The organism is Pontiella sulfatireligans (genome assembly GCF_900890705.1).
Classification (GTDB): Bacteria; Verrucomicrobiota; Kiritimatiellia; order Kiritimatiellales; family Pontiellaceae; genus Pontiella; species Pontiella sulfatireligans.
Genome location: NZ_CAAHFH010000003.1, coordinates 602,661 through 628,675, shown reverse-complemented (window position 1 = coordinate 628,675; position 26,015 = coordinate 602,661). Strand labels below are relative to the sequence as shown.

24 protein-coding genes are annotated in these 26,015 nt (G+C 55.9%); 15 read left to right on the top strand and 9 right to left on the bottom strand.

Annotated features, from left to right (window positions below; translation table 11 throughout):
- Positions 1 to 8 precede the first annotated feature (8 nt).
- On the top strand, positions 9 to 1,232 hold the full coding sequence (gene ftsA / locus SCARR_RS27060) for a cell division protein FtsA (RefSeq protein WP_136065706.1): 1,224 nt from the start codon (positions 9 to 11) through the stop codon (positions 1,230 to 1,232).
- Positions 1,225 to 2,373, top strand: coding sequence for a cell division protein FtsZ (locus SCARR_RS27055; protein WP_168433655.1), 1,149 nt, complete (start codon positions 1,225 to 1,227; stop codon positions 2,371 to 2,373). Before ftsA ends, SCARR_RS27055 begins: the two co-directional genes overlap by 8 nt.
- 23 nt (positions 2,374 to 2,396) lie before the next feature.
- Here the strand turns inward: SCARR_RS27055 and SCARR_RS27050 are convergent, their stop codons facing one another.
- The 4 genes from SCARR_RS27050 to SCARR_RS27035 all read right to left on the bottom strand — a co-directional run bounded on the left by SCARR_RS27050 (position 2,397) and on the right by SCARR_RS27035 (position 8,477).
- Positions 2,397 to 3,890, bottom strand: coding sequence for a sulfatase (locus SCARR_RS27050; protein WP_136065702.1), 1,494 nt, complete (start codon positions 3,888 to 3,890; stop codon positions 2,397 to 2,399).
- Between the two features lie 26 nt (positions 3,891 to 3,916).
- On the bottom strand, positions 3,917 to 5,023 hold the full coding sequence (locus SCARR_RS27045) for a TlpA family protein disulfide reductase (protein WP_136065700.1): 1,107 nt from the start codon (positions 5,021 to 5,023) through the stop codon (positions 3,917 to 3,919).
- Positions 5,020 to 6,894 carry an aryl-sulfate sulfotransferase gene (locus SCARR_RS27040; RefSeq protein WP_168433654.1) on the bottom strand — a complete coding sequence of 625 codons (1,875 nt, stop codon included), beginning with the start codon at positions 6,892 to 6,894 and terminating at the stop codon, positions 5,020 to 5,022. Before SCARR_RS27040 ends, SCARR_RS27045 begins: the two co-directional genes overlap by 4 nt.
- 86 nt (positions 6,895 to 6,980) lie before the next feature.
- Positions 6,981 to 8,477 carry an aryl-sulfate sulfotransferase gene (locus SCARR_RS27035; RefSeq protein ID WP_136065696.1) on the bottom strand — a complete coding sequence of 499 codons (1,497 nt, stop codon included), beginning with the start codon at positions 8,475 to 8,477 and terminating at the stop codon, positions 6,981 to 6,983.
- A gap of 166 nt (positions 8,478 to 8,643) precedes the next feature.
- Here SCARR_RS27035 and SCARR_RS27030 point away from each other — a divergent pair, with 166 nt between their 5' ends.
- From SCARR_RS27030 to SCARR_RS27010, 5 genes are all read left to right on the top strand, one after another.
- Complete coding sequence (locus SCARR_RS27030) at positions 8,644 to 8,838, top strand: hypothetical protein (protein WP_136065694.1); 195 nt, start codon at positions 8,644 to 8,646, stop codon at positions 8,836 to 8,838.
- Between the two features lie 122 nt (positions 8,839 to 8,960).
- Positions 8,961 to 9,425 (top strand): carboxymuconolactone decarboxylase family protein, encoded by a 465-nt coding sequence (locus tag SCARR_RS27025; protein ID WP_136065692.1) that lies wholly within the window; start codon positions 8,961 to 8,963, stop codon positions 9,423 to 9,425.
- 19 nt (positions 9,426 to 9,444) lie between these two features.
- The gene (hcp, locus tag SCARR_RS27020) at positions 9,445 to 11,058 is read left to right on the top strand and encodes a hydroxylamine reductase (RefSeq protein ID WP_136065690.1); all 1,614 of its coding nucleotides are present in this window, start codon (positions 9,445 to 9,447) and stop codon (positions 11,056 to 11,058) included.
- Positions 11,058 to 11,246: a ferredoxin gene (locus SCARR_RS27015; RefSeq protein ID WP_136065688.1), complete on the top strand. Its 189-nt coding sequence runs from the start codon at positions 11,058 to 11,060 to the stop codon at positions 11,244 to 11,246. The genes hcp and SCARR_RS27015 overlap by 1 nt, the downstream gene beginning before the upstream one ends.
- Positions 11,247 to 11,521: 275 nt before the next feature.
- Positions 11,522 to 12,580, top strand: coding sequence for an alpha/beta hydrolase fold domain-containing protein (locus SCARR_RS27010; RefSeq protein ID WP_136065686.1), 1,059 nt, complete (start codon positions 11,522 to 11,524; stop codon positions 12,578 to 12,580).
- A 155-nt stretch (positions 12,581 to 12,735) separates the two neighbouring features.
- Here the strand turns inward: SCARR_RS27010 and SCARR_RS27005 are convergent, their stop codons facing one another.
- From SCARR_RS27005 to SCARR_RS26995, 3 genes are read right to left on the bottom strand one after another with little or no spacing between them, the layout of a single operon-like run.
- A complete protein-coding gene (locus SCARR_RS27005) occupies positions 12,736 to 13,500 on the bottom strand; it encodes a sulfatase-like hydrolase/transferase (protein ID WP_136065684.1) in 765 nt (254 codons plus the stop codon).
- Entirely contained in the window at positions 13,500 to 14,327 is an 828-nt protein-coding gene (locus SCARR_RS27000; RefSeq protein ID WP_136065682.1) for a hypothetical protein, read from the bottom strand. The genes SCARR_RS27005 and SCARR_RS27000 overlap by 1 nt, the downstream gene beginning before the upstream one ends.
- Entirely contained in the window at positions 14,324 to 16,684 is a 2,361-nt protein-coding gene (locus SCARR_RS26995; protein ID WP_136065680.1) for an SUMF1/EgtB/PvdO family nonheme iron enzyme, read from the bottom strand. The genes SCARR_RS27000 and SCARR_RS26995 overlap by 4 nt, the downstream gene beginning before the upstream one ends.
- Positions 16,685 to 17,112: 428 nt before the next feature.
- Here SCARR_RS26995 and SCARR_RS26990 point away from each other — a divergent pair, with 428 nt between their 5' ends.
- From SCARR_RS26990 to SCARR_RS26980, 3 genes are read left to right on the top strand one after another with little or no spacing between them, the layout of a single operon-like run.
- On the top strand, positions 17,113 to 18,135 hold the full coding sequence (locus SCARR_RS26990) for an ROK family protein (protein WP_136065678.1): 1,023 nt from the start codon (positions 17,113 to 17,115) through the stop codon (positions 18,133 to 18,135).
- Between the two features lie 16 nt (positions 18,136 to 18,151).
- On the top strand, positions 18,152 to 19,321 hold the full coding sequence (locus SCARR_RS26985; protein WP_136065676.1) for an MFS transporter: 1,170 nt from the start codon (positions 18,152 to 18,154) through the stop codon (positions 19,319 to 19,321).
- Positions 19,322 to 19,343: 22 nt separating this feature from the next.
- On the top strand, positions 19,344 to 19,733 hold the full coding sequence (locus SCARR_RS26980) for a VOC family protein (protein WP_136065674.1): 390 nt from the start codon (positions 19,344 to 19,346) through the stop codon (positions 19,731 to 19,733).
- A gap of 22 nt (positions 19,734 to 19,755) precedes the next feature.
- Here the strand turns inward: SCARR_RS26980 and SCARR_RS26975 are convergent, their stop codons facing one another.
- Together SCARR_RS26975 and SCARR_RS26970 are read right to left on the bottom strand one after the other, a co-directional pair.
- Complete coding sequence (locus SCARR_RS26975; RefSeq protein ID WP_136065672.1) at positions 19,756 to 21,201, bottom strand: sensor histidine kinase; 1,446 nt, start codon at positions 21,199 to 21,201, stop codon at positions 19,756 to 19,758.
- 56 nt (positions 21,202 to 21,257) lie between these two features.
- Positions 21,258 to 21,917 (bottom strand): response regulator transcription factor, encoded by a 660-nt coding sequence (locus SCARR_RS26970; RefSeq protein ID WP_136065670.1) that lies wholly within the window; start codon positions 21,915 to 21,917, stop codon positions 21,258 to 21,260.
- 93 nt (positions 21,918 to 22,010) lie between these two features.
- On the opposite strand from SCARR_RS26970, the gene SCARR_RS26965 reads away from it, so the two are divergent.
- The 5 genes from SCARR_RS26965 to SCARR_RS26945 all read left to right on the top strand — a co-directional run bounded on the left by SCARR_RS26965 (position 22,011) and on the right by SCARR_RS26945 (position 25,993).
- Positions 22,011 to 22,478: a hypothetical protein gene (locus SCARR_RS26965; RefSeq protein WP_136065668.1), complete on the top strand. Its 468-nt coding sequence runs from the start codon at positions 22,011 to 22,013 to the stop codon at positions 22,476 to 22,478.
- Positions 22,479 to 22,610: 132 nt separating this feature from the next.
- Complete coding sequence (locus tag SCARR_RS26960) at positions 22,611 to 23,390, top strand: DeoR/GlpR family DNA-binding transcription regulator (RefSeq protein WP_222846487.1); 780 nt, start codon at positions 22,611 to 22,613, stop codon at positions 23,388 to 23,390.
- A gap of 40 nt (positions 23,391 to 23,430) precedes the next feature.
- On the top strand, positions 23,431 to 24,225 hold the full coding sequence (locus SCARR_RS26955; protein ID WP_136065666.1) for an SDR family NAD(P)-dependent oxidoreductase: 795 nt from the start codon (positions 23,431 to 23,433) through the stop codon (positions 24,223 to 24,225).
- A gap of 51 nt (positions 24,226 to 24,276) precedes the next feature.
- On the top strand, positions 24,277 to 24,963 hold the full coding sequence (gene deoC, locus SCARR_RS26950) for a deoxyribose-phosphate aldolase (RefSeq protein WP_136065664.1): 687 nt from the start codon (positions 24,277 to 24,279) through the stop codon (positions 24,961 to 24,963).
- Positions 24,950 to 25,993: an alcohol dehydrogenase catalytic domain-containing protein gene (locus SCARR_RS26945; protein WP_168433653.1), complete on the top strand. Its 1,044-nt coding sequence runs from the start codon at positions 24,950 to 24,952 to the stop codon at positions 25,991 to 25,993. Before deoC ends, SCARR_RS26945 begins: the two co-directional genes overlap by 14 nt.
- Positions 25,994 to 26,015: the final 22 nt, after the last annotated feature.

Below are 26,015 nucleotides of genomic sequence, written 5' to 3'. Positions count from 1 at the left end.
GTATAAGCATGGCCATCGAAACAACTGCAGTTTTAGATATTGGCACCGGCACCGTGCGCGTCATGGTGGGGGAATTGCGCGATGACGGAATTGTTTCGGTCATCGGAATCGGCGAGGCGGAATCGCGTGGCATCCGCAAAGGCGAAATCATCAACCGCGACCATGCCATCGGCAGCGTCCGCGCCGCGCTCAAGGCGGCCGAGGACAATCGGCGCAAGCGCATCCATTCCATCATGCTGGTCACTTCCGGCGGTCAGGCGGTCAGCAAAACCAGCACCGGCATCCACAAGCTGGTTGACCCGGAATACAACCAGCTTACTGAAATTGTTGACGAGGATGTTGCCGAAGTGATTGAGGTGGCCCGTAAGGTGGCCTTGCCGGAAACCCGGATCAAGCTGCACACGCTGCAGCAGTATTTCCAAGTTGATGACATGGTCAATGTAACCAGCCCGATCGGTATGGCCGGCGAAGAGCTGATGGTTGACATGCTCACGATTCACGGCAAGCGCAGCACGGTCGACAACTTCCGCAAGATGGTCGATGATGTGCCCATCGAATGCACAGACGCCGTATTCAGCGGCCTGTGCGCCGGCATGGCCGTGGTCAGCAAAGAGCAGAAAAACGCCGGCGTGCTCGTGATCGATATCGGCAGCGGCACCACCGACTTTGTGCTCTACAACGAAGGCTTCATTCATGCCGCCGGTTCGTTTGCCGTAGGCGGCGACCACGTGACCAACGATATCGCCGTAGGACTGCAGATTCCGGCTAACCAAGCGGAAGAGATCAAGGTGAAGGACGGGAGTGCATTGACCAATCTGATGGAGCGTGACCACAATATTCCGCTGCCCGCTTCCCAAGGCTTTTCCGGCCGCATGGTGCGTGCGGTAACCCTCAATACCATCATCAATGCCCGCATGGACGAAATTTTTACGCTGGTCAAGGAGCACATCGAGCGGCACTGCCCGAACGTGCCGTTGAGCGCCGGCGTGCTGCTGACCGGCGGCGGCGCGTTTATGAACGGGGCACGCGATCTGGGGCAGAAAGTATTCAATGCGCCATGCGCCCATGGCAAGCCGTTCGACGTCCAAGGTCTCCCTTCGGCTAAGTCCGGTCCGCTTTATGCAACGCACATTGGCTGCATTCGTTATGCGGCCTCGTTGCGCAAGGTCGAGGAAGAGCGAGGCTTTAGGCAACGGCTGCTGCATGCGTTGTGGGGAGGCAGCCATGAGTGATGTTGCATCAAGCCAGGCGGGAGACATCAAGGTTCCGCGCATGGTGGTGATGGGCGTGGGCGGCAGCGGCGTTCAAGCCGTGGCGGCCATGTCCCGGGTGAACCCTGCGCTGTCTGCTGTCGTGGTCGATACCGACACCAAAATGCTGGAAGCCTGCCCGATGAAGGAGTGCATTCATATCGGCGCGATTGTCACCAATGGCCTGAGCGCGGGCGGCGATGTTGAACTCGGTCGCCAGTCGGTGGAAAAAAACTCGTCCGGCATCCGCAAACAGTTGCGGGAGGTTGACCTGCTCGTAGTTGTAGTGGGCCTCGGCGGCGGCACCGGATCGGGCGCAGTGCCGGTCATTACGCGGCTGGCGCGCGAAGCGGGCGCATTGGTGCTGTGCATGGCGTCGATGCCGTTTAAGTTTGAAGGCCGTAAAATTTCGAATATAGCCGAGGATGCGTTGAAACGCATCCGCACGCATGCCGACGCCATCGTGCGCATTCCAAACGAGCGGCTGCTGGAGCGTGCCGACGCCGATCTGCTGGCCGAGCAAGCCTTTGCCCGAAGCCATCAGGTGATGTGCGACGCCGTTTTTTCGTTGGGCCGGATGCTGCCGCAAACCGGAGTGTGCGGGCTGGATTTTGCCTGCATTCATACCATGCTGCGCAACTGCGACGGCTTTTGCCATTTTGCCAGCGCCGAGGCGGAGGGGAGCGGCCGTGCGGCCAGCGTGGCTGCAGGGCTTGCAAAACATCAGTTGCTCAACAAAGGCAAACTGCTCGCCAGCTCGGCTGGCATGGTGGTTGGGATCACCGGGGGCGCCGATTTGCGCTTGAGCGAGATTGAGACCGTCATGGATGCCGTTCAGGAAAATCTGCGACCGGATGCCTGGGTGAATTTTGGCGTGGTGACCGATCCCTCCTTTGAAGGGCGTTTGGCGGTTTTTGTGCTGGTGGCCGAACAGTGGCGCGAGGCGCTTGTCGATGATGCCAACCGACAGATGGTCTTGTTTGGGAAGCGGTCCGAGCAGGGCGAACTCCCGCTCGAAACAGCGGGAAAAGGGCGCTTCACCAACCTTGATCCAACCATCCACGACAATCAGGATCTTGATGTGCCCACCTACATCCGCCGCGCCATCAAACTGCCCCGTTAGACGGAAAAGGCTGGCGGAGGACACTAAAGGCCGCTTTTCTTTCTGCGGCGCTTTTTCTCTGTAGAGGGATCGTAGTCGGGGTTGGGCTCGGTCGGAACCGGAGCATTGATTTTCTTGCGCCACGTTTGGAGCCTTTGGTGCAGCTCGGCGGCTATCTTTGGTTGTTCTGCAACGAGGTTGTCGGTCTCGCCGATGTTGTCCTTTAAGTTGAACAGCTCCAAGCGCCCGTCCTCGAAATATTCGATGAGCTTGTAGTCGCCTTGGCGGATCGCGCCGGCGGGCGTGGTTTTGCCGAGGTAGCACGGGAAGTGCCAGTAGAGTGCATCGCGTTTCAGTGTTCCTTTGCCGGTCAGCAGCGGAACCAGGCTTTTGCCGTCGAGCACATGGTTCTTTGGCAACGGCGCTCCCGCCAGTTCCAGCATGGTCGGGTAGAAGTCAAAGCTCATTACGGGGACATGACACACCTGCGCAGGTGTGACACATGTTGAACCCCAGATAGTTAGAGGAACGCGGATGCCTCCTTCAAACAGTTGTCCCTTCCCGCCTTTAAGCGGTGCATTGGTTCCCTTCTTCTGACCTAGGTCCCCGCCGTTGTCCGAAAAGAAAAAGATAATGGTGTTCTCGAGCTGCCCGTTCTTTTTCAGGGCATGGAAAATCCGCCCGACGTTTTGGTCGACCGCCTCGACCGTCGCGGCATATTCAACGAGATCGCCGCGCGGGTTGTTCTTTTTCCGTTCATATTTTTTCACCAGCTCCGGTTTCGGTTGATAGGGGCGGTGAACGGCGTGGTAGGCTTGGTAGAGAAAGAACGGTTGGTTATTGGCCTTCTCCATGAACTCGATGCCTTTGTCGGTCAATCGGTCGGTCAGATAGTCGTCTCCCTCGAAATAGTTCAGCGCTGGGCCGCCCGAATTGCGGCTGTCAGAGCCGGGGAGCTGATGCTGGAACCCGAGCTTCTTTGGTTCGATGGCATAGTCGAATCCGCGGGCGAGCGGCATGCTTTCTTTTTCGCGGCTGCGACCGAGGTTCCACATGCCGACGCAAGCACTGGTATAGCCCGCGCTCTTCAGTGCTTCGGCAACGGTTACCGAGTTCGCCGGAAGTCGCTGCGTGTTTTCGATCGGGATCAGCTTGTTGCGGGTGTCGCCGCGTTTGGATTCGCCGACCGTGTAGACGCCGTGGCGCGGCATGTACTGCCCGGTCATGATGCAGGCGCGTGTCGGCGCGCAGTTGGGCGCGTTGCAATAAGCATCGGTAAAGACCATGCCCTCCTTCGCAATGCGGTCAATGTTTGGGGTTTCAATAAAGGTGTTGCCCATAAAGCCGACATCGCCCCAGCCCATGTCGTCGATCAGGATAAAGACAAAGTTGGGTGGAGGGGATTTCCGATTTCCGAATGCCGATGAACCACTCCCTCTGGTCGTTATTTGCTGCCGCAAATTATCTATCGCTTCGCTTTCGGGCTGATTGAATAGCAGGGTTGCACCGGTGGCTGCTAAGAAAGATCTTCGTTTCATTTAGTTCTCCAATGTGGATGTTTCATCTATTTTTTACGGCCCTTTTTGCCCCGATTCATTCCATAGGTGCTGGACCCCCGGTTTTCTGCTTTGAGCTGAATGGTATATTCATGGGTCAGCGCCAGACAGAGATCCGGCGTGCATCCAAAATAGTTCAGCTTTAGCTGGATGGCCTCGACCGGTTTGTTTGCGGTGATGTTGACCCAGAACTGGCGCGGTTGGGTATCGCTGTCGCCTGGCCCCTTTTTTGCAGAGGCTTCAGCTGGTGTGGCCGTGACCCCCTTCGGAAGGGTGAGCGAATATTTCATCGGCGGCGCGAGATTATTCCAATGGGCGTGGTGGATCGGGTCGGGGTAGAATCCCAGAAAGAGACGGCCGGTTCCGGTCTTAAGCAGTTCGGGCGCAGCCTCTGCACGCAGCTTTACATAGTAGGTTTCTTCCGGCTTGGCTGGGATGATCGAGAGAATGGACAGCCCGTCGGGACGGGCCACGCCCAGCTCAGAGTCTTCGTTGATGGCACGGGCTTGTTTCTCAACCTGCGCTAGATCCAGATCGCTGACCTTGGTGGGCTTGGCAACGGGGCCGGCGGCTTTGGCGAGCGCGGTGCGCAGTCCGTCCGCATCCATTTTTGGAGCGGCCCAGACGATCTTTCCATCGGGATCGATCAGATAGATTGAATTCGAACCCGAGCGCAGGCCGATCCGAATGGAGTCGTCGATGGTGTCGGCAATCCACGGTGCTTTGGTGCCCAGTTTTTTGCGGGCTTCGGCGAGTTGCAGCAGACGCTCCCGCATGTTCTGCGCCTGCACGTATCCGTTGAGTTCGGGGTGACGCAGGCTTTTGTAGAAGTAGAAAAACTGGACGTCTTTGGGGGCATAGTCCGCATAGGCCGTCTCAACCCCGGGATAGCTTCTGTGAAATTCCGGGCAGGTCAGGCATCCGGCTTTCAGGACCGTGTATTTTCCTTTACACAGCTCGCGCAGTTTTACGGGATTTCCTTCGGCCGTGAATGCATTCAAATCAGGAAGCGGTCCGCAGCTGAGTACGCCGCCCTGAGGAACCGAACCGGAGCGCTGGGCACTGGTCGAAAGGGCAATGCTTCCAATGATGATCAATAGAATACGGAACTTCATTTCCGGCCGCCTTTTCCCTTCGGGGCCTTGTCCATTTCTTCTTTTGAGATTGCGCCGTCTTTGTTCGTGTCGATTTCATCGAACTTGCGCTTGGTTCGTCCCGCGTCGAGTTCCCCGCCGCGCTTTTCCCTTTCCTGAGCGCATAGTTCTTCGAACGAAACCGAATCGTCGGAATTGCTATCCATGCGGGAGAAGCGGTCGCCACCGGATTGTAGACGGAGCATCTTGCTCCGTTGCGTGGACTCGGTAGTCCGTTCAGGTTTAACGAAGCTGGAAGCATCGTCTACGCTATTGGGCTGCGGGAATTTTTCTTCGGCAGGATCTTTTCGGGCGGGGCGGTTGACGACGTCGGTGATGAGGCCTTTGGGCGTCAGGCCTTTTCCCTTGAGTGCGGGGTGGCCGGCTGCATATCGATAGCAGCGGAAGGCGGAGTTGGCCATGGGGATCATGTCGCCGATGGTTTTGAGCACGCCGAATTCCTTGGTGATCGGATTAATGTATTCCCACACCAGTTTGCACTCGGGCGTCACTTCAAAAAAGTGACCTTCAGTGTCGGAGCAGATCAGCGTATTGCCATTGGGCAGGCGCTGGCATCCCGCGCCAATATGGCTGAAGAAGCCCTGGTTCGATTTAGAGCCGTAGAGCCAGACGAGCTGGTTGGAAAGGTTGCGCGCAACTTTATGCATGTCGGGGTGGTAGGACTGGCGGACATAACCGGCGTCGGGCGGATTGACGTAGCTGGCGCTTTTCGAGCCGTCCGCTTTTCGGTACCCATCGATCTCGTAGATGTACGACTGCGCGGTCTGTTCGAACAGGTATTGCCCGTTGTTGAAGATTAGGAAGTTGCCGGCGCCGGGGAGGCCGGCATCGATCCATTGGATGTCGTGCGCGCCACCGATTTGCTTGTGGCCGGAGGAACCCTTCGTCCAGTTTTCGTTGATGCTGGGACGGTCGCCCTGTTCGTAGCGGGCGGGGTCGCCGAAACGGTAGAGGAAGTCGCCCTTTGGTCCCCTGGCCTCTTCCGTGGTGGTGTTGTGGTTAATCACGTAGAACTCGCCCTGCACGGAGTTGATTGCCACCTGATCGAGTTCGGGATTGTAGTCCATCGAGTTGCAGTGCAGCCAATCGCCGCGCATGCCTTTGCCGGGCAGGTTCATGTTCAGTCGCCCGGGAGCATCGGCAATGTTTTCGATATAGTTCGGTTTGTTCGGATCAAGGTTTTGCACGAGGTGGTCGAAGAAACACCATTCCCAAACCACGCTGCCGTCCATGTCGACTTCCACGATGGCGTCGACCATCGTCTTGCCGCCCTTGGCCAGCCGTCCGCCGCGGTTTCCTTCGCCGCCTTCCGACGGTGCCTTCGCGGGATCAACGCCGATGGCCAGCGCCATTTCGCGGGTGATGGTTTTTCCGGAAATATAGAGCGTGGTCGGTGCGTTCAGCTTTTTGTTGAAAATCCGGACAAAGTCGTGGTGCGGCGCGTGATTGGGACGCTTCTCCTCGTAGGTCCAAACGACGTTGCCGTCCCAGTCCAGTTCTTGGAATCCCTTGAAGGAGCTGGGATCATCCTGCATGGCATCGAGCAGGTTTCCGTTGTCCAAAAAGCGCGGGTTGGTGCCGATGGGCCATTCGTTCACGAACTGGCCCTCCATGTCGATCAGGTAGCTGCGGCCATGGGCCGCGAACAGGGTGTAGCCGTTGAACGCCTTTTCCTTGTTCCAGTAGAGCAGCTCCGTCGGCCCCTGCAACGATTCGTAGGCGGAGACGTTTTGCCACAAAAGAGCGCAAAGTACACAGAGCAGAGCAATAGGAGTTTTCTTTTGCGATCTATGCGTTCTTTGGCGGCTAATATTTTGTCTAGTTGCTTTCATTTTGTTCTCCATCGTAGACGGGGCATCCTGCTCCGTTTTGCATCATCAACGTGTTTGGTTCGATCAAACGGAGCTGGAAGCTCCGTCTACTTTCTCTTTCCACCGCGTTTTCCTCCGCCTCGCTTGTTGTCGTCCGGCTTTTTATCCGCGTGTTCATGATCGGCGCGGACTTCCGGCGATACGGGATTGGGAAGCGGTTCGACGAGCGCATATTTCGGCTTTAGGTTGCGGCCTTTGAAGGCGGCATAGTCGAGCGGGTAACGGTGTACCTTGAAGAGCGCGTTTTGTGCGTGGTAACGGTGGTCGAGCGGGACGGTGTCGCCCTGCTTCAGTACGTGCATGGTGACGGGGTTTACATATTCCCACACGGTTTCGCCTTCGGGCGTCACTTCAAACACCGTGCCGTGGACGCCGGCGTTAATGAGCGTGTTGCCATTGGGCAGGCGCTGCGCGCTGGAGATTTCCTGCGAGAAGAAGGTTTTTGGATCTGGGTCGGTATAGCTCCAGACCGGCTTGTCGGGGCCATACGTTCCACCCTTTGGAAGTTCATAGTTGCCGTCTTTTTTGATCGGCATGACCAGCTCGTCCACACTGGTGTAGCCGCGGCCCAGGCCGTTGTTGAAAACGAGGATATTTCCAGCGCCCGGACAGCCTTCAGCAATCCATTGCGAGTCGTGCTGCTGGAATAGCGTCTGTTTGCCTTCGCGCTGATAGGTGGAAGAATTGCCGTAGCGGTAGAGCAGGTCGCCTTTCGGGCCTTTGGCTTCTGCGACGGTGATGCCGTGGTCGATAATCCAAAACTCGCTGTTGCCGCGGCAGCTGATCACGATCTGGTCGAGGTGCTCGTTGTAGTCGATCGAGTTAAAGTGGTTCCAGAACGCCTTGGCGCGGCGACCGGATCCATTCGGGTCGATTTTGCAGGGGTTGGCGGCGACATCGCCATAGTTGTTTTTGGTTTTGTCGAAGTCTTGAATCAGGTGATCCCACACATGCCACTGCCAGACAATCTTGCCGGACTTGGGGCCGGTCTTTTCAATTTCGACAATGTAGTCGGGGAAGAGCTTGCTGTCCTTCAGCATGTTCGGATTAAAGCCGGACTGCATGGTTTCTTCCATCAACTTATGCTCCACGACCACCGCGAGGATGTTTCCGTTGGGCATCGGGGCAATGTCGTGGTGCATCAGGTTTTTGTTGTCAGAGAGCCAGTATTCCCAAACCAGATTTCCATCCCAGTCATATTCCTCCAGCCGGCCGCCTTCGCCTCCGCCGATGAACGCCTTGTTTTTCGTGAGGCAGCAACGGAGCATGTTGCCGTTTTCCAGCAGGTAAACCGACTGCCCCGGCTCATATTCGCTTGCCCACTCGTTCACGATCATCCCGTTGTTGTCCATCAAGTACGTCTTCGTGAAATGCTTCGGGGCGAAAAGCGTGTATCCCGGGAATGCTTTGTCCGTGTTCTTGATCAGTCCGAGCTGGCGCTTGGTTTCGCCGAACGAATCCTCCGGCGAGCGGTGCGGTTGCTTTTCGATGCCTAGCGTTGCGAGTGCGGTCAAAAGAGTAAGCCCAATCAGTGTTGTTTTCATATGTTGCTCCTTGTTTCAGTTGAGAAGATAACGATCCAGCGGGCGAAAACACAACGGATGTTGCATTACGGTTTGGTAATGGAGAAGGGAACCCGCAGATGACGCAGATGACGCAGATAGACGCAGATGAATATTGGCCACAAGAGGACGCAAGGAACACAAAGGCATGGTGGTGTCGATCTTCGGCTTTAACCTGTTTCTGGGCGGCGCCTGCGGAAGATCCATTAACGCCGCCCTCATGAAAGTGCAGGGAGCAGAGGTCGTCTTTCGTAATTCATCCTTTTTCTTTTTAGCGGCGGTGTTTGTCGCCCGGTTTGAAATGAGAAAAAGACAACAGACTTACAGCTGTGCGATCAACTAAAGAGAAAACACTTAAATCCCAGTACTTGATTTACGTCAAGGTTTTCTCTGCTGATCTGTGCATACTTGGCTCCATCATTTCGAAACGAGTTCATTTCAAGATTACACAGACAGGAGAATGCAATGAGTGAAGGCAAACAAACACCGCCGCTGAAACCACTGGCTCTGATGAATTTCAGAAAGACCGATGAGGAGCTGGCGAAGATTATCGGTAATTTCTGGAAGCTGACGTGGAATAAGGAAAACCCGGCGATTGATCAGAGGACCAAGTACCTCCTTTCTCTTTCCAATGCGGTTGGAGCGCATCGATATCGGCAGGCCACGCGCGAACTGGTTAAAGCCTATGCCGCCGGAACCACGGTGGCGGAGTTGGATGAGCTGTTCAGTCTGTTTGTATGGAATCAGGGCGCTGGCCATTTTGCATCGGAAATCGGGCCGTCGCAGCTGTTTGCCGCGTACCAGTGCGTCAAAACCCTCGAAGATGAAGGGCTTTCCAGAGAACAGGTGTCCGGGAAGCTGAGCGAAAATTTCGGCGAAAAGAATCGCGATGTTGCAACGGGGTATGCTCCCGAGAACTTTAAAAAATAACCCTAAGGAAACTATAGTCATGTTTTGTTATCAATGTCAGGAAACAGCGAAAAATGAAGGCTGCACCATGCGTGGCGTGTGCGGGAAATCCGGTGAAACCTCTGATCTGCAGGATTTGCTGATTTATCTATTAAAGGGCATTTCCATCAAAGGCGAAAAGGCGGAGATGGTTGACCGTAAAGCAGGCCGTTTTATTGCGGAAGGGCTCTTTGCCACCATCACCAATGCCAACTTTGACAACGACCGGTTTGCCGAGTTGATTCAGCAAGCCCTGAAGATCAGGCATGCCATGCCGATGGACGCGGCGGAAAACCTGCATGATTCTGTCACCTGGACGGCGGACGGCATGGATGCTTTTTTGGAGAAAGCAAAAAGCGTTGGTGTTCTCGCGACTGAAAATGAAGATATCCGTTCGCTGCGGGAGCTGGTTGTTTATGGTCTGAAAGGGCTGGCGGCTTATGCCGAACATGCGGCGGTGCTCGATTTTGAAGACGACGTCCTCTATGCCTTCATGATGGAAGCGCTGGCGTCGACCACTCGCGATCTTTCGGTTGATGAACTCGTTGCCTTGACGATGAAGACCGGCGAAATGGGTGTGAAAACCATGGCGATTCTGGATCAGGCCAACACCGAAACCTACGGCAACCCTGAAATGACCGAAGTGAATATCGGCGCGGGCTCTAAACCGGGTATTTTGATTTCCGGCCATGATCTGAAAGATATGGAAGAGCTGCTGGAACAGACCCAGGGAACGGGCGTCGATGTGTACACGCATGGCGAAATGCTGCCGGCAAACTATTATCCCGCCTTTAAAAAGTATGATCATTTCCATGGCAACTATGGAAATGCCTGGTGGAAGCAGGGTGAAGAGTTTACCACGTTCAATGGCCCTATCCTGATGACCACCAACTGCATTGTTCCGGTGAAGGAGGCCTATAAAGACCGCATCTATACCACCAACACTGTGGGCTATCCCGGCGTTGCGCACATTGCGGACCGTCCGGAAGACGGCAAAAAGGATTTCTCTGCAATCGTCGAACAGGCCAAAACCTGTGCGGCTCCTGTAGAAATTGAAACCGGAACGATTACCGGCGGGTTTGCCCATCATCAGGTGATGCAGCTGGCCGATAAAGTCGTTGATGCCGTGAAGAGCGGCGCCATCAAACGGTTTGTGGTCATGGCCGGTTGTGACGGGCGTCATAAAACGCGCGACTACTATAAAGACGTTGCCGAAACCCTGCCGAAGGATACGGTTATCCTGACGGCTGGATGTGCGAAATATCGCTACAACAAACTGGAGCTTGGCGATATTGGCGGCATTCCGCGGGTACTCGACGCCGGTCAGTGCAACGATTCCTATTCGCTGGCCGTGATTGCCATGAAGCTGCAGGAAGTTTTCGGTCTGGACGATATCAATGATCTTCCGATTTCCTATGATATCGCATGGTATGAACAGAAAGCGGTTATCGTATTGCTGGCGCTCCTCTTCCTCGGTGTTAAAGGCATTCGTCTTGGACCGACGCTCCCGGCGTTCCTGTCGGCGAACGTGGTTAAGGTGCTGGTTGATAATTTTGACATCAAACCGATTGGCGAAGTCGAAGCGGATGTCGCCGCCATGATGGAGGGAAAATAATGAAAGCAACGGTAGATAAAGACAGCTGCATCGGCTGCGGAGTCTGTGTACAGATTTGCGACGCGGTCTTTGAAATGGATGGTGATGTGGCTCGGGCAAAAGTGGAACCCGTTCCCGCCGAGGCCGAAGCCGCCTGTCGGGAAGCCGCGGAGGCATGTCCCGTAGAGGCCATATCCATCGCGGAATAGCGGCACCGCAATGATTGCTAAACCGCATCGGCACGCTTGTGCCGATGCGGTTTAGTTCTCATGGAATATGGGGACTGGCTATCCGAATATTCAACAGCGCTTAACATGTGCGTTTATTTGTTTTCCTCCCGGTGGTCGGTGAAACGATCTCCACACTTTCTCCAGAAATCCGTGTTGCTCTGTGTTAATTCGTGGCCATAGAATCACTTCTATGGCTCTGATTGCACGAAAAAGACGGAGTCGCGCGTTTATTAGAAAACTCAGGGAGTCTATCCATGAAAAAAAACTGCATTCTTGCCATACTGGCGCTGACAACATCCGCTGTTTTTGCCCAGCGCCCGGGGCGAAGTTCCGAAGATAACCCGAAACTGGCCGAACTGCTCAAGTTGCGCCCGCAGCTGGATCTGAACCGCGATGGAATCCTGACCGTGGAAGAGGCGCTGAAGGCGCGTGATCGCAGAACCAAGCAACCGCGCACCAACCGGGTTGCCCCGACCTATTCCGACGTGGCCTACGGCAGCCACTCCTCGATGAAGCTTGATTTCTGGAAAGCCGAGTCGGCCGAGCCGGCCGCGCTATTCGTCTGGATTCACGGCGGCGGATTCCGGGGCGGCGACAAAGCGCCCGCAAATGCCCAGCTGCTGGAACCGTTCCTGAAAGCGGGCGTCTCCGTGGCCTCCATCAACTATCGCCTGTCTGGGATCGGCCCCTATCCCATGCAAATGCACGACAGTGCCCGGGCGATCCAGTTCCTGCGCTCCAAAGCGGCGGAATGGAATATCGATCCGGCCCGGATTGCCGTCGGCGGCGGCTCTGCCGGTTCCGGCATTTCCCAGTGGCTGGCCTTTCACGACGATCTAGCCGATCCGAAAAGCAACGATCCGGTTGAACGCCTTTCCACCCGGGTCAGCTGTGCGCTGGCGCTCAGCATGCAGTCCACTCTTGACCCGCGCGTCATCAAGAAAATCATCCCCGGCAATGCTTTTGATGACAGCGCGTTGAAACCATTCTACGGCCTGCCCGCCGACTGGAACTGGGAAACGGCAGAAATCGATGCCAAGCTCGACGCGCTCATCAAGGATGCCTCTCCCATCAACCACCTCACGCCGGACGATCCGCCGGTCTTTATCTTTCATTCGGAACGGACCCGCACCGACGGCAATATTCATCATCCAAACTTTGGAACCTATCTCGAAACCGCCATGAAGAAACAGGGCATCGAATGCATGTGCAAAACCGATGCCGACTACAACTCACCCGCCGCTTCGTACGATGACATGGTTCGGTTTACCCTCCGTCACCTCGTCGCCGCTCCTTTGGAAAATAAGCAGTAGGCCGGACGAGCAATCCATGCCACCGTATGCCTTTAGCGAGGTTCAAGTGTAGAGAACGCTTCTCCCCGCGCTGCGGGGACAGCGTTGTTCTGTCGCAGGGGGTCGTTTTCCTCGCTTCGCAAGGTGAAACGATACTACACTTGCCAACCCCGTGTTCATTGGTGTTGATCTGTGGCCATGCGCCGCACGTTTTTATCTTCCGTGCTGCCACCCGATAGTCTTGCGTATTTTTTGAGCAGGATCGGGTCGGCATTCTGGGGATAATGCAGGGCATGGTGCGAGAGCTGCATGAAGAAGGGCGTATCCGCCGTGGCGTTTTTTTCCATGAAGGCACAGGCGCGTTCGGTGATGCCGAAGATATCGACGGGATTGGGCGGAATGTGCGGAGCCGCATCCTGATTGCTGGTGTCGCCGTCGGATTCGTCGTAGCCATGCTTTTCAGGTCCGCCGCCGGCAAGGTGCCACTTGCCATAGTGCGCGGTGGCGTAACCGGCTGTTTTCAATATTTCAGCGATGGTGGTTTCGTCGGCGGGGATGTTTTTGTTGATGCGCTCCGGAACCAACGGAAAATTGTCAGCGGCCGTGACGGGGTTTGAGGCCTTCGTCCAGTGAAGCGCCGCTGGACTCTTGCCCGTCTGCAAACTGATGCGCGTCGGCGAGCAGACGGGCGCGGGGGCATATGTCGTCGAAAACACGATGCCTTGGCTGGCCAGCTTTTCGAGGTTGGGCGTTTCGATGTAGCGGTTTTTCGAGTTCGGCAGATCGGGGTGCATCTGCACCGAGGTCTCCGTCCAGTCCTGATCGTCGGAGAGGATGAAGATAAAGTTGGGCTGAGACGATTTTTGATTTCCGAGTGCCGAATTTTGATTGAATACCACGGATGCGACTGTGATTTCCCAGATGAAGATTCTTCGTTTCATTATTTTTCCTCTACAGGATCCCACGGAAATTTTTTCATGATGCTGGCGGGCGAGGCAACTTCGCGGACGAGGGTTTCGCCATCCGGACTTTTCATGGTCAGCTTCACCCATGCACCAGCCAGAGAACCTTTGAGGTTGATTTTATCCTGATAGGGCTTGCCGGCCGTGCGCTTGAGGATGGTCACTATGCCCGTGGACATCACTTTAGAATCCTTGGGGTTGATGGGTTTTAGCCGGGCGCTGCCGTCCTTCACTTTGTTTTCGTTCACGGCATTATAGCGCACCCGTTCATCGGTGTCTTTTTCGCCACTCTCTTTGCGCCGCGTTTCATCTTCCGCATCCTTTACCGGCTTTTCTTGCTCGTAGTAGACGCGATATTCGTAGGTCACCTTATTCAGCGGCACCGACCCCTTGTTTTCGATTTGCAGGTCGAATTTGTATTGGGTGTTCTTGTCGGTGGCGATTATTTCGATGCCGTCTCTTTCGCCGCCCCTGCCGGTTTTGATTTTGCTGAGGTCGGCCTCATGATCCTTTTTGAAGCTCTTTACTTCGTTGCGTTTAAGCTCAAGCTTAAGCTTGCCCGGCGCCATAAACTCCAGTGCGGCTTGCCATGCGGCAATGTAGGTTTGGTCTTTTTTTGAAAACGCGGCGCTGGCCACGGTCAGTTTCTTTTTGTCTTCCCTCTGGATTTGCACTTGGCCGGTGGTTCCGTTGTATGCAAGCACCTTGGCCTTGAGTGTGCGCCCATCCTGTGCGGTGAAGGTTCGGTATTCAACCGCGCTAGCGCTTAAGGTGATGAGGGTGAAGAGTAGGATTAGTTTTTTCATTTGCGGCCTCCTTTGCCTTTCGGTGCATTTTCGACTTCTTGCTGGGAAAGCTTTCCGTTTCCATCCTTATCGATTTGTTCAAATTTCTGCCGGGCGCGGGACTCATCCACCTGGCCTTTTTTCTTTTTCTCCTGCGCCACGAATTCCTTTAAGGAAACAGCGCCATCTTTGTTGGAGTCCATTTCGGCAAAACGGTTTCCGCCGCCTTGTGGGCGTGACGATTGAGGCGTGCGGCGTGATTGGTCTTTGGCATCCACTTTTCCGTCGCGGTTTTTGTCGGACTTGTCGAAGAGCTTGGCGGTTTCGTCGAGCATCTCTTTTTGGGTGATGGTGCCGTCGCTGTTGCTGTCGAGCTCTTCGGCGTGCAGCTTGATGAATCCGCCCATGGCCGACTTGGCCATGCCTTTGCCCTTGAGTTCGGATGAGGCCAGTTCGCCATTGTTGTTTTTGTCGTAAAGCTTGAAGGCCTTTTCCGCCTCGTCGAGCATTTCCTTCCGAGCCACGGCACCATCGCCGTTCTCATCCAGCTCTTTGGCGTGTTCGAGCAACCACGGTTTATCCGGCCGGCCCTGCGGGCGTTTTCCCTGTTGGAGGGACGGGCTCTGTCCCGTCCTTTGCGTACGGGTGGACGACACGGAGGTCGTCCCTCCAATATTCATTTGAATTGCGCAAAGATGTGTGCGCGCAGTAATGAACAGGGTGCGGTTGCCTTTGCCACCAAACGTAACGTTGGTGGGGCGGGCGGGCGTTTTTATTTCGCTAATCTGTTCGCCGTCGGGGCTGAAGATGAGCACGGAATCCTGCGTGGCGTAAATGTTTCCTTGCGAGTCGATGGTCATGCCGTCGCTGGAGCAGTCGGCAAAAAAGGTTTTACCGGTCAGCGTGCCGTCGGCGTTGACGGCATACTTCCAAATCTTGGAAGCACCGTGGTCAGCGACATAGAGGGTCTTGCCGTCGGATGTGCCAATGAGGCCGTTGGGGCGGGTAAAATCATCAATGACGCGGATAACCTTCGAGCGGTCGGGCAGGAGATAGTAGACGTGTTCGCCGTCCTGCTTCTTTTCGGTTCGGCCATAGATTGGGTCGGTAAAATAGACGCCACCCTTGGGGTCGATCCACAGGTCGTTGGGTTTGTTGAATCCTTTTCCGTTGTATTCATCGGCCAGCACGGCCACGTCGCCATTGGGCGAGATGGAAGTCAATTTTCCGTTCATGCCTTCGCAGACGAGCAGGTTGCCGTCTCGGTCAAAATAGAGCCCGTTGGCGCCGCCGGAGTTTTCGCGGAAGACCTCCAGTTTCCCAGAGGGTGGGAAAACATGGATGCGGTTGGCGCGGATGTCGGTGAAATAGACATTGCTTTCGCCATCGCTGGCGGGGCCTTCGGTGAATTGGAAGTTGTCGCCCAGGATTTGGAGCTCGCCCGCGATCAGCGGGAGGTCGGCTGCGCTGCGGGCGATGCGCAGGCCAATGTGGTAGTAGGGGTGGTTCGGGTCCTGCGGCCCGCGGAAATAGCCGGGGTTGCGGTTGGAGACGCGCGAGTGGCCCCATTCGCCGTTGAACCAGTTGCCGCTGCGCAGCACATGGTAGTCCTTGCCGTCGGGCATCGGTTTGGCGATGTCTGGATCGGCGGAGCTTTGGGAATAGAGGTCGCTGCACCATTCCCAGACGTTGCCCGCCATATCGTGCAGGCCATAGCCGTTGGAGCCGTCGAGGGTTTGATAGCCGTCATGGTTGGAGCCGTCGTAGTAGCCGACCGGCGTGGTGTAGGGGAGCTTGCCTTTTTCAAAGGGATCGCCGGAGTTGGGCCAGTTGGCGCGGGCGGGATTGTCGTCGTCGCCCCACGGGAAAATGCAGTAGGGGTTATGCCGTCCGCCGCGCCCGGCATATTCCCACTCCTCTTCGGTGGGGAGGCGATAGCGGGGTTCGGCGTTCTGCTGGTCGCTCAGCCAATCGCAATACGCTGCTGCGCCCGCCCAGCGGACTCCGGTCATGGGATGGTTTTCTTTGCCGTCGAGCACCTTGAATTGTTTTCCGTCAAAACCGATCCGGCTGTATTCGGAACTTAGGCGGGTGTCGCAAAGGGGAGCTTTTCCTGTCTTTGGAAAAACCAAGCCGTCGCGGACCACGACCACGGCACCGTTGAGAAATGCGCAGTATTCGGCGGTGGTGACTTCATATTTTCCAATGTGGAAAGGCGCAACCTGCACCGTGCGGATGGGCAGTTCGTCGTTGCGGTGCTCGCGCCCGCCGAGGTCGTGGTGATCGCCCATTTCGAACGAGCCACCGAGGATCAATACGGTTTCGGGGGCCGCCCATGCGGAGGTGGCGATGAGTGCGACTGAGATTAGAGTTTTCATACTGTTCCTTTCCTTTGGTTCAACAAGATAACGGGCGGGCGGCAAATTTATCGAACAGCTTTGAATTACGGTTCCGTAATGTTCCGGGGTGATCGGAACGCAGAACCGGTAAGGCCACCACGATGTGGCAAGTTGGAGTATAAACTGGATAACCCCTGTTTTCCGAGAGAGTATTGAGCGATTGCCACGGATGAAAAAAATACAACTTCTTCATTCCGCCTAACAGCAGATTGGCATCTTTTGCTATTTCAGTAAGCACCGTCAAAGGAACAGGAGAAGACCGTGTGATTATTCGCCGTCATGCCGAATCGCAGGATAAGGAAACAGGCGTGGCGCGACGTGACGTTGCGCAAGCGGTGCGGAATACGATTTTTTGAGTAGACAGCGGGGTGCAGGCTTGCTGTCAATACCACTTTCGGCAAGAGGTGATGAAAGTGAATTTTGACACGATTAAATTGAAGCAGGTGAATGTTGATCGGGTGCGGCATGCATTGAGACAGTCGGAAACCTGCACTAAAAACAGCCTGGCGCAAGAGACCGGGCTGAGTGTTGCGTCGTGCGGCAATATTTTGAGTGAATTGCTTGAGCGAGGTGAAGTGCAGGAGGTGGCGTTGGCCTCATCCACTGGCGGGCGCCCCTCGCGGCGCTTTGCCTATAATGCCCGGCACGCGTTGGTGTTGGTGATCTATCTGCGGCTGGAAGGGAGCATGAAAACCATCTATTCCGCCGTGGTGGATTTGAGGGGCGAGGTGCTGGATGAATCGTTTGCTGAAGTTGCGGAAATTGATGTCGATTCCATTGTTGGGCAAGCAAAGCTGTGGGCAGCGCGCTACGAGCAGGTGGAATCGGTCAGCGTGGGGGTTCCCGGGGTCGTGAATGAAGGCTTGATTGAAGGTTGCGATGTTGAGTCACTCAACGGAGTGGCATTGGCCTCGCACCTGAATGAGATGCTGGATTGCCCGGTAACTGTTGAAAACGATGTGAACGCCACCGCGCTGGGGTTTTATCACCAGCGCACGAACCTCCAGCCTGAGAGTCTGGTGTATATCTATTTTCCAGAGGACGGGATCGCGGGTGCAGGGATTGTGGTGAATGGCCGGGTCATCCGTGGGCGCAACCGGTTTGCCGGTGAGGTTTCTTATATGCCGCTCAGCATTGCTCGGCACGATCAGGCCCAGGCGCAGCAGACCATCGACCGGTTTGCCCGGTTTGCCTCCGAAATGGTGCTTTCGACCGATTGTCTGTTGAACCCTGAATCGATTGTGCTGGCGGGGCAGTGGCTGCGCGATGAGCACAAAGATGCAATCCAACGCGCTGTTTCTTCATCGTCGCTGCCCAACCATGTTCCGGAACTGCATTTCGAATGCGATATTCACGCGAGCTATCTTGCCGGACTCACGTTTTCCGGGTTGCAGCAATTGAGCTGCGGGATTCAAATCATAAAAATTTAATATACGAAGTTTGAACATGATCATTATTCTGCTGCTTCTTGTAATTTACCTTGCCTTCATCAGCCTCGGCCTCCCCGACTCGGTGCTGGGGGTCAGCCTGCCCGCCATGAGCCCCGAGTGGTTGCTTTCGCTTAGCGATGGCAGCCTCGTGTCGGCGGTCATTGTGGGGTGTACGGTCATTTCCAGTTTTGCGAGTGGTCATATCATTAAAAAACTGGGCGCGGGGCGGATTACCTTCATCAGTTGCGTGATCACGGCATCCGCGTTGTTGGGAATCTCGTGGGCGCCCGCCTATGGATGGTTGCTGGCTTTTGCCGTTCCGCTGGGGCTGGGCGCGGGGGCGGTGGATGCCGCGCTGAATAACTATGTGGCGCTTCACTTTAAAGCCAAGCACATGAACTGGCTGCACTCCTTTTGGGGGGTCGGGGCGACTCTCGGTCCGATCATCATGACGTTCAGCATCACTCAGACCGATAGTTGGCGCGCCGGATATCGCTCGATCGCTCTTATCCAGTTTGGTTTGTCGCTGATTCTTTTTCTAACCCTGCCGCTATGGAAAAAGGTTCCTGCGACGCATCGAGAAGACGAGGGGGGAACCGAGAAGACCAAATCCAAAGAAAACCCGTTCCGTTTGAAGGGCGTGAATTATGCCTTTGCGGTCATGGCGCTCTATTGCGCGGTCGAAGCAGGACTGGGGCTGTGGGGCAGCTCGTTTCTGGTGCGCAGCCGCGGCTTTTCGATTGAGCGGGCCGCCTTTTGGATTGCGCTTTATTATGGAGGAATTACAGCCGGCCGCTTTGTTTCCGGCTTCATCTCCATTCGGTTTAATAATGTACAGATGATTCGCGGGGGCATGTTGCTTGCGATTGGTGGCCTTGTGTTGCTGCTTGTGCCCGGCATCTCCTTTTTAAGCGGATTGGCTCTCGTTTTAATTGGGTTGGGTCTGGCTCCTGTTTTCCCCTCGATGCTGCACGAAACTCCCGTGCGCTTCGGGCGTAACAGTTCGCAGATCCTGGTTGGTTATCAGATGGGTTTTGCCTATCTGGGCAACACGTTTTTATCGCCGCTGGCAGGGGTCTTTTTGCAGTACACCTCGGCCAGCCTGCTTCCAGGCGCCATGTTGCTTCTCGCGGTGTCTATGCTGTTTTGTTCAGAACGCCTGATTGCATTAACCACGCACGAATAAATGAAATCCATCGGAGATTAAAATGAACATCGGACACATGGCCGTTTGGTCGCGCGACATCGATCGCCTTCGCACCTTTTACATCACGTATTTTGATGCCCGTTCGAACGACAGGTATATCAATGCCCAAAAAGGATTCTCCTCCTTTTTCTTAAGTTTTGAGTCGGGGGCGCGCCTGGAAATTATGCAAAATGACTCCATTCCAGACACGGCTAATGATCCATTCGCACAAGCGCAGGGGTTGACGCATCTAGCATTTGAAACAGAAAGCGAGAAGCACGTTGACGCTTTAACCGACCGACTTCGCCAGGACGGATACACTGTCGTTGACGGCCCGCGCCGTACCGGTGATGGGTGTTACGAAAGCCTTATCCTCGATCCCGACAACAACCGCATCGAAATCACCGCCTGATTATCCATTGCACGTTCCGGCATCAGTCATTGACTGCTTCCGGCAGGATTAGGCGGAAGGTGGTTATGTCTTCGTTGGATTCCATTAATTCAAGCGTGCCCCTGTGGGCGAGGGCGATTTCGCGGGCGAGGCTTAGGCCGAGGCCGGTGCCGTCGGTCTTGCGGCTGCGGGCTTTGTCGGTGCGGTAAAAGCGGTCGAAGATTTTGCAACGGTCTTCTGCCGGGATGGTTTGGCCGCGGTTTGAAATCATGAACTCAACGCCGGCGTCTTTTTGTTTCAACGACAGCGTGACCGGCGGTTCGCCCTGACTGAACTTGACGGCGTTGCTCGCGAGGTTTTGGATGATTTGTCCAATCAGCCCTGCATCTGCCTCAATGGTGACGCCGGGCTGGATGTCGGCGACCGTTTCCAAATCAGGATTGAGGATGCCGATGTCTTCGACCAGGTTTTCGATCATCTTTGAAAATTCCAAGGGTTGGAAGTTGAGCGGCAGCCGGCCAGCGTCGGCCTGCGCAAGCAGGAGCAGCTTGCGGATGATGGATTTAAGCCGCTGGACTTCGTCGAGCGATTCCTTATAGGTGCGTTGATCAGCCGATCCGTCGGCGGCGGCTTGCAGGGCGTTTTCAAGTTCGCCCTGCAGGATGGTCAGCGGGGTCTTTAGTTCGTGGGCGGCGTCGGCGCTAAAGCGCACAGCCTGCTGGAAGCTGGCTTCGAGCCGGTTGAGCATTTCGTTGATGATGTCGATGAGTTGTCGGAATTCATGATCGGCCTTGGTGGCGGGGATGCGTTCATCCAGATGGAGTGCGGTTACCTTTTTGGCTGTGCGGGCAATGGTGTTGACCGGGCGCAGGGCAAGCTGGGCCAGCAACCACCCGCCGCCGATCATCAGTAGTAGCGCAACCGGCACGGCCAGCAGCAACGCGTTGCGGAAACGGGCGATTTCCGCGTTCAGTGAGTCGAGACTGATCCCGAGTTGTGCTGTGATTTCCGCGTTGCCAACGGTCATGATGCGCCAACTGTTGATGGTGATGAACCTAGCCTCGCCGAGAGGTAGCACTGTAGGAGGGGGGCGGTCACTCTTGCGCTGCCGGCCCGTGCGTTGTTTTTCGGAAGGCCGTTCAGCCGGCGGTGCTTCCGGTGCGGATGGCAGTACGGCGCCAACGAGTTCTTCTTCCCATTGAGCCGATTCAAAAAGAGGCTGGTTCTGCTTATCGCTAATGCGCAAAAGAAATTGTTTGTCCGCGGCTTCGCCAAAGAAGCCGGTCAGCGAGTCGTTAAAGCGGTTCCAGTGGTTGGAAGGCTGGGATTTGCTCATGTCGGCATCAACGAGTGCGCGCAGCTCGCGGTCGGTGCGGTCGATCCCGATCTTGTACGACATTTGGAGAAAGAACAGCCCGAACGCCAAAAGCATCGCACCCGACAGCAGCACGCTAAACAGGGCAATCTTTAGTTTGAAGGAACGGATCATGGTTGGAGTTTTAAGTGGTTAGGTTTTAAGTGTTAAGAATTGTTCCGCCTCACGCCTCACGTTTCGGCTTTATTGAAACGGTAGCCGACGCCGCGGACGGTTTCGATGAATTGGCGGCCGTCGCGGTCGATCTTTTCGCGGATGCGGCGGATGCAGACATCGACGAGGTTGGTTTGCGGATCAAACCCATATCCCCAGACCTGCTCCAGCAGCTGGGTGCGGGTGAAAACGTTGCCGGGGGTGCGCATCAGGTGCTCAAGCAAGCTGAATTCGCGCGGGGCGAAAATAATTTCCTCGTCGCCGTAGCGCGCTTCGCGGGAAATCAGGTTGAGCGTCAGCGGTCCGGCATGGAGCACGCTGGTGCGCCGGGCAACGGCATTGATGCGGGCGAGCAGCTCGTCCATGAAAAAGGGCTTGGTGACATAGTCGTCCGCGCCTAGGTTGAGCCCTCCAACGCGTTCGTTGGCTTCCGACCGCGCGGTCAGCAGGATGACGGGAACCGAATGCTGTTGCTCCCGTAGCTCTTTCAGAATGGAGAGGCCGTCGCGCCCGGGCAGCATGATGTCGAGCAGGACGACATCGTACGCCTGGGATGCCGCTTGGGCAAAGCCGTCGTCGCCGTTGTCGGCCACCGTCACCGAAAACCCCTGCGTCTCGAGCCCCTTGTGGACAAACGACGCAATCTTCTCTTCATCTTCAACCACGAGCACCTTCATGCCGAGTAGGCTAGCAGTTACAACCGCTGGAAAACATTCAATTGTTCATTACGGTTTCGTAATGGGGGCGCGATGTGTATTTTGAACTGCATTATGGATAAGAAGAAAATATTGAAGGCGGTGCAGGCGGAGCTCGAAGAGGAGCTTCGGCGGCAGCTGGCGGCTAACGAGACGGCGTCGGCTGGGGCGACCCATGGCGAGGCGAAGGCCGAGACCAAGTGGGACACCTGCGGGCTGGAGCAGTCGTATCTGGCGCGCGGGCATGCCAAGCAGTTCGAGGCGCTGGCCATGCAGGTGGAAGAGCTTCGGGGTTTTGTTCCTTCGGACTTTTTGGGAAAGCCGATCGGTGTGGGCGCGCTCGTGCAGGCCCGGATGAGCGGCGAACCGCTGTTTTTCTTCCTGCTTAAGTGCGGGGGCGGCGTGGAGGTGCAGAACGACGGGGCCGAGGTAACGGTGATTACGCCGGAATCCCCCGTTGGCGCAGCATTATTGGATAAAAAGCAGGGCGAGGCTTATTCGTTTCGCGCGGGAATGGAAGGAACGATTATAACCGTTGAATAAAGCGCGATACTTCAGCCATCGGCTGTTTAGGGAGGTTGTCCATGATGGGCAGCCGTTTTTTTTGTCTTTATCCGTCTAAAAACTTGAATCGAAGACGTTTAGTGGGTAGAACGAAGCAATTCAAAAAGAGAAATGAAAGAATCACGAAAGGCGTGCGCGATGGTTCAGATGCTGGGCAGGGAAAAGGAAATCCTTCGGATTTTGTCGGAAGACAGCGGGAAAACGGTGACGGAAATCAGCGAAATGCTGGAAGTTTCGGCCGTAACCATCCGTAGCGACCTGAAGACGTTGGCCGACAAAGGGTTGGTGGTTCGTACCCGCGGAGGCGCATTTCCGGCGTTTCATCCGTCCATTCTCGAACGCCAGAAGCACATGGTCGAAGAAAAGGAGCGCATTGCGAAAGCCGCTGCCTCCCATGTGGAGGATGGCGACAACATTATGATTGTTGCCGGAACCACAACGCCGCTGATGGTGAAATATCTCCTCGGCAAGCGCGACATCCACATTGTCACCAACTCGACGCTGATCTATCCGCAGGCGCGCATCAATCCCTCCATCCGCCTGACCGTCGTGGCCGGGGAGTTCCGCCCGTCAGCCGAGGCGATTCTGGGGCCGGAAGCGATTCAGGGTCTCACGCGCTTCCATGTTCAGAAGGCCTTCTTGGGGGCGGATGGCTTTTCGCTGGGCACAGGCATCACGGCCGATTTTGTGGAGGTGGCTGAGATTGTGAAAATGGCCGCCTCTCGGTCGGAGCAAAGCCTGCTCTTGGCGGACTCCTCTAAATATGGCCGCGCCGGTTTTGCACACATCATGGGACTCGACGTTCTCGACGGCATCATCACCGATACCGGACTGCCCTCTTCAGCCAGCAAGGCGCTGGAGGAATTCGGCCTGTCGGTGGAACTGGTTTAGTAAATTGAACAAGCAAACTTAACGTAAAGGAAAACAAAAAATGGGAATGGTAGATTTTACAGGAAAGACTGCGCTGATTACCGGCGCGGCGGGTGCGATCGGAAAACAGGTTGCCGTGGACATGGCCACGTATGGCGCAAAGGTGTTCATCACCGACCTCAAGCAGGACGCGATCGATGTTGCGGCTGCTGAGATTTCTGCCGCAGGGCAGGAATGCAAGGGGCTTGAAGCCAATATCACGAAGGAAGACCAAGTGGTTGCGGTGGTTGAAGCGGCCAAGGAATTCCTCGGCGGCAAGATCGACATCCTCGTCAACGTGGCCGGCAGCGCGGGCGACGGCAACAACATTGAAAACGTCACCGAAGACGAGTGGGAATTCGCGTTTGCGGTCAATTGCAAGGGATCGTTCTTTTTCGTGAAGCATGTTGTGCCGCTGATGAAGGCGAACAACTACGGAAAGATCCTGAACTATTCCTCCAAGTCCGGGAAAACCGGCTCGGCGCTGATGGTTCCGTATTCCGCCGCCAAGGGCGCGATCATTGCCTTCACGCAGGGCCTCGCCTTCGAGCTGGCCAAGAGCAACATCAACGTCAACTGCGTATGCCCAGGCATCACCGACAACTCCGGCGTGTGGGACAAGGTCTCGGCCGACTACATCAAGAACATGGATGCTTCCCGCGAAGAGGTCGTGAAATCCTTCACCGCCAAAGTGCCGCTGGGGCGCCTGGCCTATGTCAGCGACGTTTCAAACCTCACCTGCTACCTCTGCTCCGACGCCGCCGCCTACATGACCGGCCAAGCCGTGAACATTACCGGCGGTAGGGAAATGCATTAGCGGAAACTTGAAACCTGAAATTTGAAACTTGAAGAAACGGAGATTTAAAGAATGAGCAAATACACAGTTGCCGAAGTTGCCTCAAAGATTGATCACGCGGTTTTGAAACCCGACCAAACCGAAGCTGACGTCCGTGAAAACGCGGCGATGTGCATTGAGCGCGGCGTTGCGAGCATGTGCGTTCGCCCGTGCGACGTGAAGCTGACCGCCGAGCTGCTGAAGGATTCGCCCGTCATGGTTTCGTGCGTGCTGAGCTTTCCGCACGGTGCGGATGCCGCGCCGGTCAAGGCGTTCCAAGCCAAGCAGGCGATTGAAGACGGCGTGCAGGAAATCGACATGGTCATGAACATTGGCCAGTTTCTTTCCGGCAACTACGACGCCGTCCGCGAAGACATCAAGGCCGTTGTCGACGTGGCGCATGCCAGCGGCGTGAAAGTGAAGGTTATTCAAGAAAGCGGCTTCCTGACCATGGAACAGATCGCCAAGGCCTGCGAGCTTTCCTATGAAGCCGGCGCCGATTTCGTAAAGACCTCCACCGGATTCAACACCACCCCCGCCACACCGGATATTATCGCTGTCATGATCAAGACCGTGGGCGACAAGATGGAAGTCAAGCCGTCCGGCGGCATCCGCGACTGGGAAACGGCCGTGGCCTATCTGGAGCAGGGTGCCGACCGCCTCGGCGTTGGCTCCACCGTTGCCGTACTCGATGGAGGCACTGCAGATGGCGACTATTAAAGGAGTGGTCTACTACGCGCCCGGCGACATCCGGGTCGAGCAGGTCGCCATGCCGGAAAACGGTGCGGACGAGCTGCTGGTCAAGGTCGATGCCTGCGCCGTATGCGGCACCGACCTCAAGTCGATGATTGTCGGCAATCCGCGCATCCAGGCGCCGCGCATCATGGGGCACGAATTTACCGGCATCATTGAAAATGTCGGAGCGTCCGTCGAAGGTTTTGCCGTCGGCGAGCGCATTGTGATGGCCACGTCGGTTTCTTGCGGCGAATGCTTCTACTGCAAAAAGGGCCACAACAACCTCTGCGCCGAGCTGGCGCCGATGGGTTTTTCCTATGAAGGCGGCATGGCGGAATACATTGTCATTCCGGCCCGCGCCATCCAAAACGGCCACGTCATCAAAGTCCCGGCATCTGTAAAAGCTGAACACGCTGCGCTGGCCGAACCGCTCAGCTGCGCGGTCAACTCGTGCGAAAACTGCAATATCCAGGAAGGCGACTCGGTCGTCGTGATTGGTGCGGGGCCGATGGGCATCCTGAACGCCTGCGCTGCCCGCGAAATGGGCGCCGGGAAAATCATTATGGCGGAAATCAATCCTGCCCGTTTATCGCAGTGCGGCCCGTTCGCCGATCTGCTGGTCAACCCGGCAGAACAGGATCTGGAACAAATCGTGAAGGACGAAACCGATGGCATTGGTGCGGATGTGGTTATCGTGGCCGCTCCGGCGGCGTCGCCTCAGGAACAGGCGCTTTTCTTGGTTCGGAAGCAGGGCACGGTCTGCCTGTTCGCCTCGCTGCCGGTCGGTAAAAGCATGCTGAACATTGACAGCCGCCTTGTCCACTATGGCGAAATCAAACTCGTCGGTTCTAGTGACTCCACACCGGCGCACGTCGCGAAAGCGGTCGAAATGATTGCGGGCGGCACGCTGCGCGCCGATCTGCTCGCCACGCACATGCTGCCGTTGGAGGGAATCTTCGAGGCCTACGAACTAATGAAGAGCGGGGAATCATTGCGCGTTGTGCTGACGCCCTAACGCGTAATTCTTAACGAGTTGC

Bases quoted from the DNA above. Each gene is read 5' to 3' on its own strand.
- SCARR_RS27050 (WP_136065702.1), bottom strand. From the start codon at position 3,890: ATGAAACGAAGATCTTTCTTAGCAGCCACCGGTGCAACCCTGCTATTC.
- SCARR_RS27005 (WP_136065684.1), bottom strand. From the start codon at position 13,500: ATGAAACGAAGAATCTTCATCTGGGAAATCACAGTCGCATCCGTGGTA.
- deoC (WP_136065664.1), top strand. From the start codon at position 24,277: ATGAGCAAATACACAGTTGCCGAAGTTGCCTCAAAGATTGATCACGCG.
- SCARR_RS27015 (WP_136065688.1), top strand. From the start codon at position 11,058: ATGAAAGCAACGGTAGATAAAGACAGCTGCATCGGCTGCGGAGTCTGT.
- SCARR_RS27010 (WP_136065686.1), top strand. From the start codon at position 11,522: ATGAAAAAAAACTGCATTCTTGCCATACTGGCGCTGACAACATCCGCT.
- SCARR_RS27040 (WP_168433654.1), bottom strand. From the start codon at position 6,894: ATGAAAGCAACTAGACAAAATATTAGCCGCCAAAGAACGCATAGATCG.
- SCARR_RS26995 (WP_136065680.1), bottom strand. From the start codon at position 16,684: ATGAAAACTCTAATCTCAGTCGCACTCATCGCCACCTCCGCATGGGCG.
- SCARR_RS26990 (WP_136065678.1), top strand. From the start codon at position 17,113: ATGAAAGTGAATTTTGACACGATTAAATTGAAGCAGGTGAATGTTGAT.
- SCARR_RS27030 (WP_136065694.1), top strand. From the start codon at position 8,644: ATGGTGGTGTCGATCTTCGGCTTTAACCTGTTTCTGGGCGGCGCCTGC.
- SCARR_RS26985 (WP_136065676.1), top strand. From the start codon at position 18,152: ATGATCATTATTCTGCTGCTTCTTGTAATTTACCTTGCCTTCATCAGC.
- SCARR_RS26945 (WP_168433653.1), top strand. From the start codon at position 24,950: ATGGCGACTATTAAAGGAGTGGTCTACTACGCGCCCGGCGACATCCGG.
- SCARR_RS26965 (WP_136065668.1), top strand. From the start codon at position 22,011: ATGGATAAGAAGAAAATATTGAAGGCGGTGCAGGCGGAGCTCGAAGAG.
- SCARR_RS26975 (WP_136065672.1), bottom strand. From the start codon at position 21,201: ATGATCCGTTCCTTCAAACTAAAGATTGCCCTGTTTAGCGTGCTGCTG.
- SCARR_RS27045 (WP_136065700.1), bottom strand. From the start codon at position 5,023: ATGAAGTTCCGTATTCTATTGATCATCATTGGAAGCATTGCCCTTTCG.
- SCARR_RS27035 (WP_136065696.1), bottom strand. From the start codon at position 8,477: ATGAAAACAACACTGATTGGGCTTACTCTTTTGACCGCACTCGCAACG.
- SCARR_RS26955 (WP_136065666.1), top strand. From the start codon at position 23,431: ATGGGAATGGTAGATTTTACAGGAAAGACTGCGCTGATTACCGGCGCG.
- SCARR_RS27025 (WP_136065692.1), top strand. From the start codon at position 8,961: ATGAGTGAAGGCAAACAAACACCGCCGCTGAAACCACTGGCTCTGATG.
- hcp (WP_136065690.1), top strand. From the start codon at position 9,445: ATGTTTTGTTATCAATGTCAGGAAACAGCGAAAAATGAAGGCTGCACC.
- SCARR_RS26960 (WP_222846487.1), top strand. From the start codon at position 22,611: ATGAAAGAATCACGAAAGGCGTGCGCGATGGTTCAGATGCTGGGCAGG.
- SCARR_RS27000 (WP_136065682.1), bottom strand. From the start codon at position 14,327: ATGAAAAAACTAATCCTACTCTTCACCCTCATCACCTTAAGCGCTAGC.
- SCARR_RS26980 (WP_136065674.1), top strand. From the start codon at position 19,344: ATGAACATCGGACACATGGCCGTTTGGTCGCGCGACATCGATCGCCTT.
- SCARR_RS26970 (WP_136065670.1), bottom strand. From the start codon at position 21,917: ATGAAGGTGCTCGTGGTTGAAGATGAAGAGAAGATTGCGTCGTTTGTC.
- SCARR_RS27055 (WP_168433655.1), top strand. From the start codon at position 1,225: ATGAGTGATGTTGCATCAAGCCAGGCGGGAGACATCAAGGTTCCGCGC.
- ftsA (WP_136065706.1), top strand. From the start codon at position 9: ATGGCCATCGAAACAACTGCAGTTTTAGATATTGGCACCGGCACCGTG.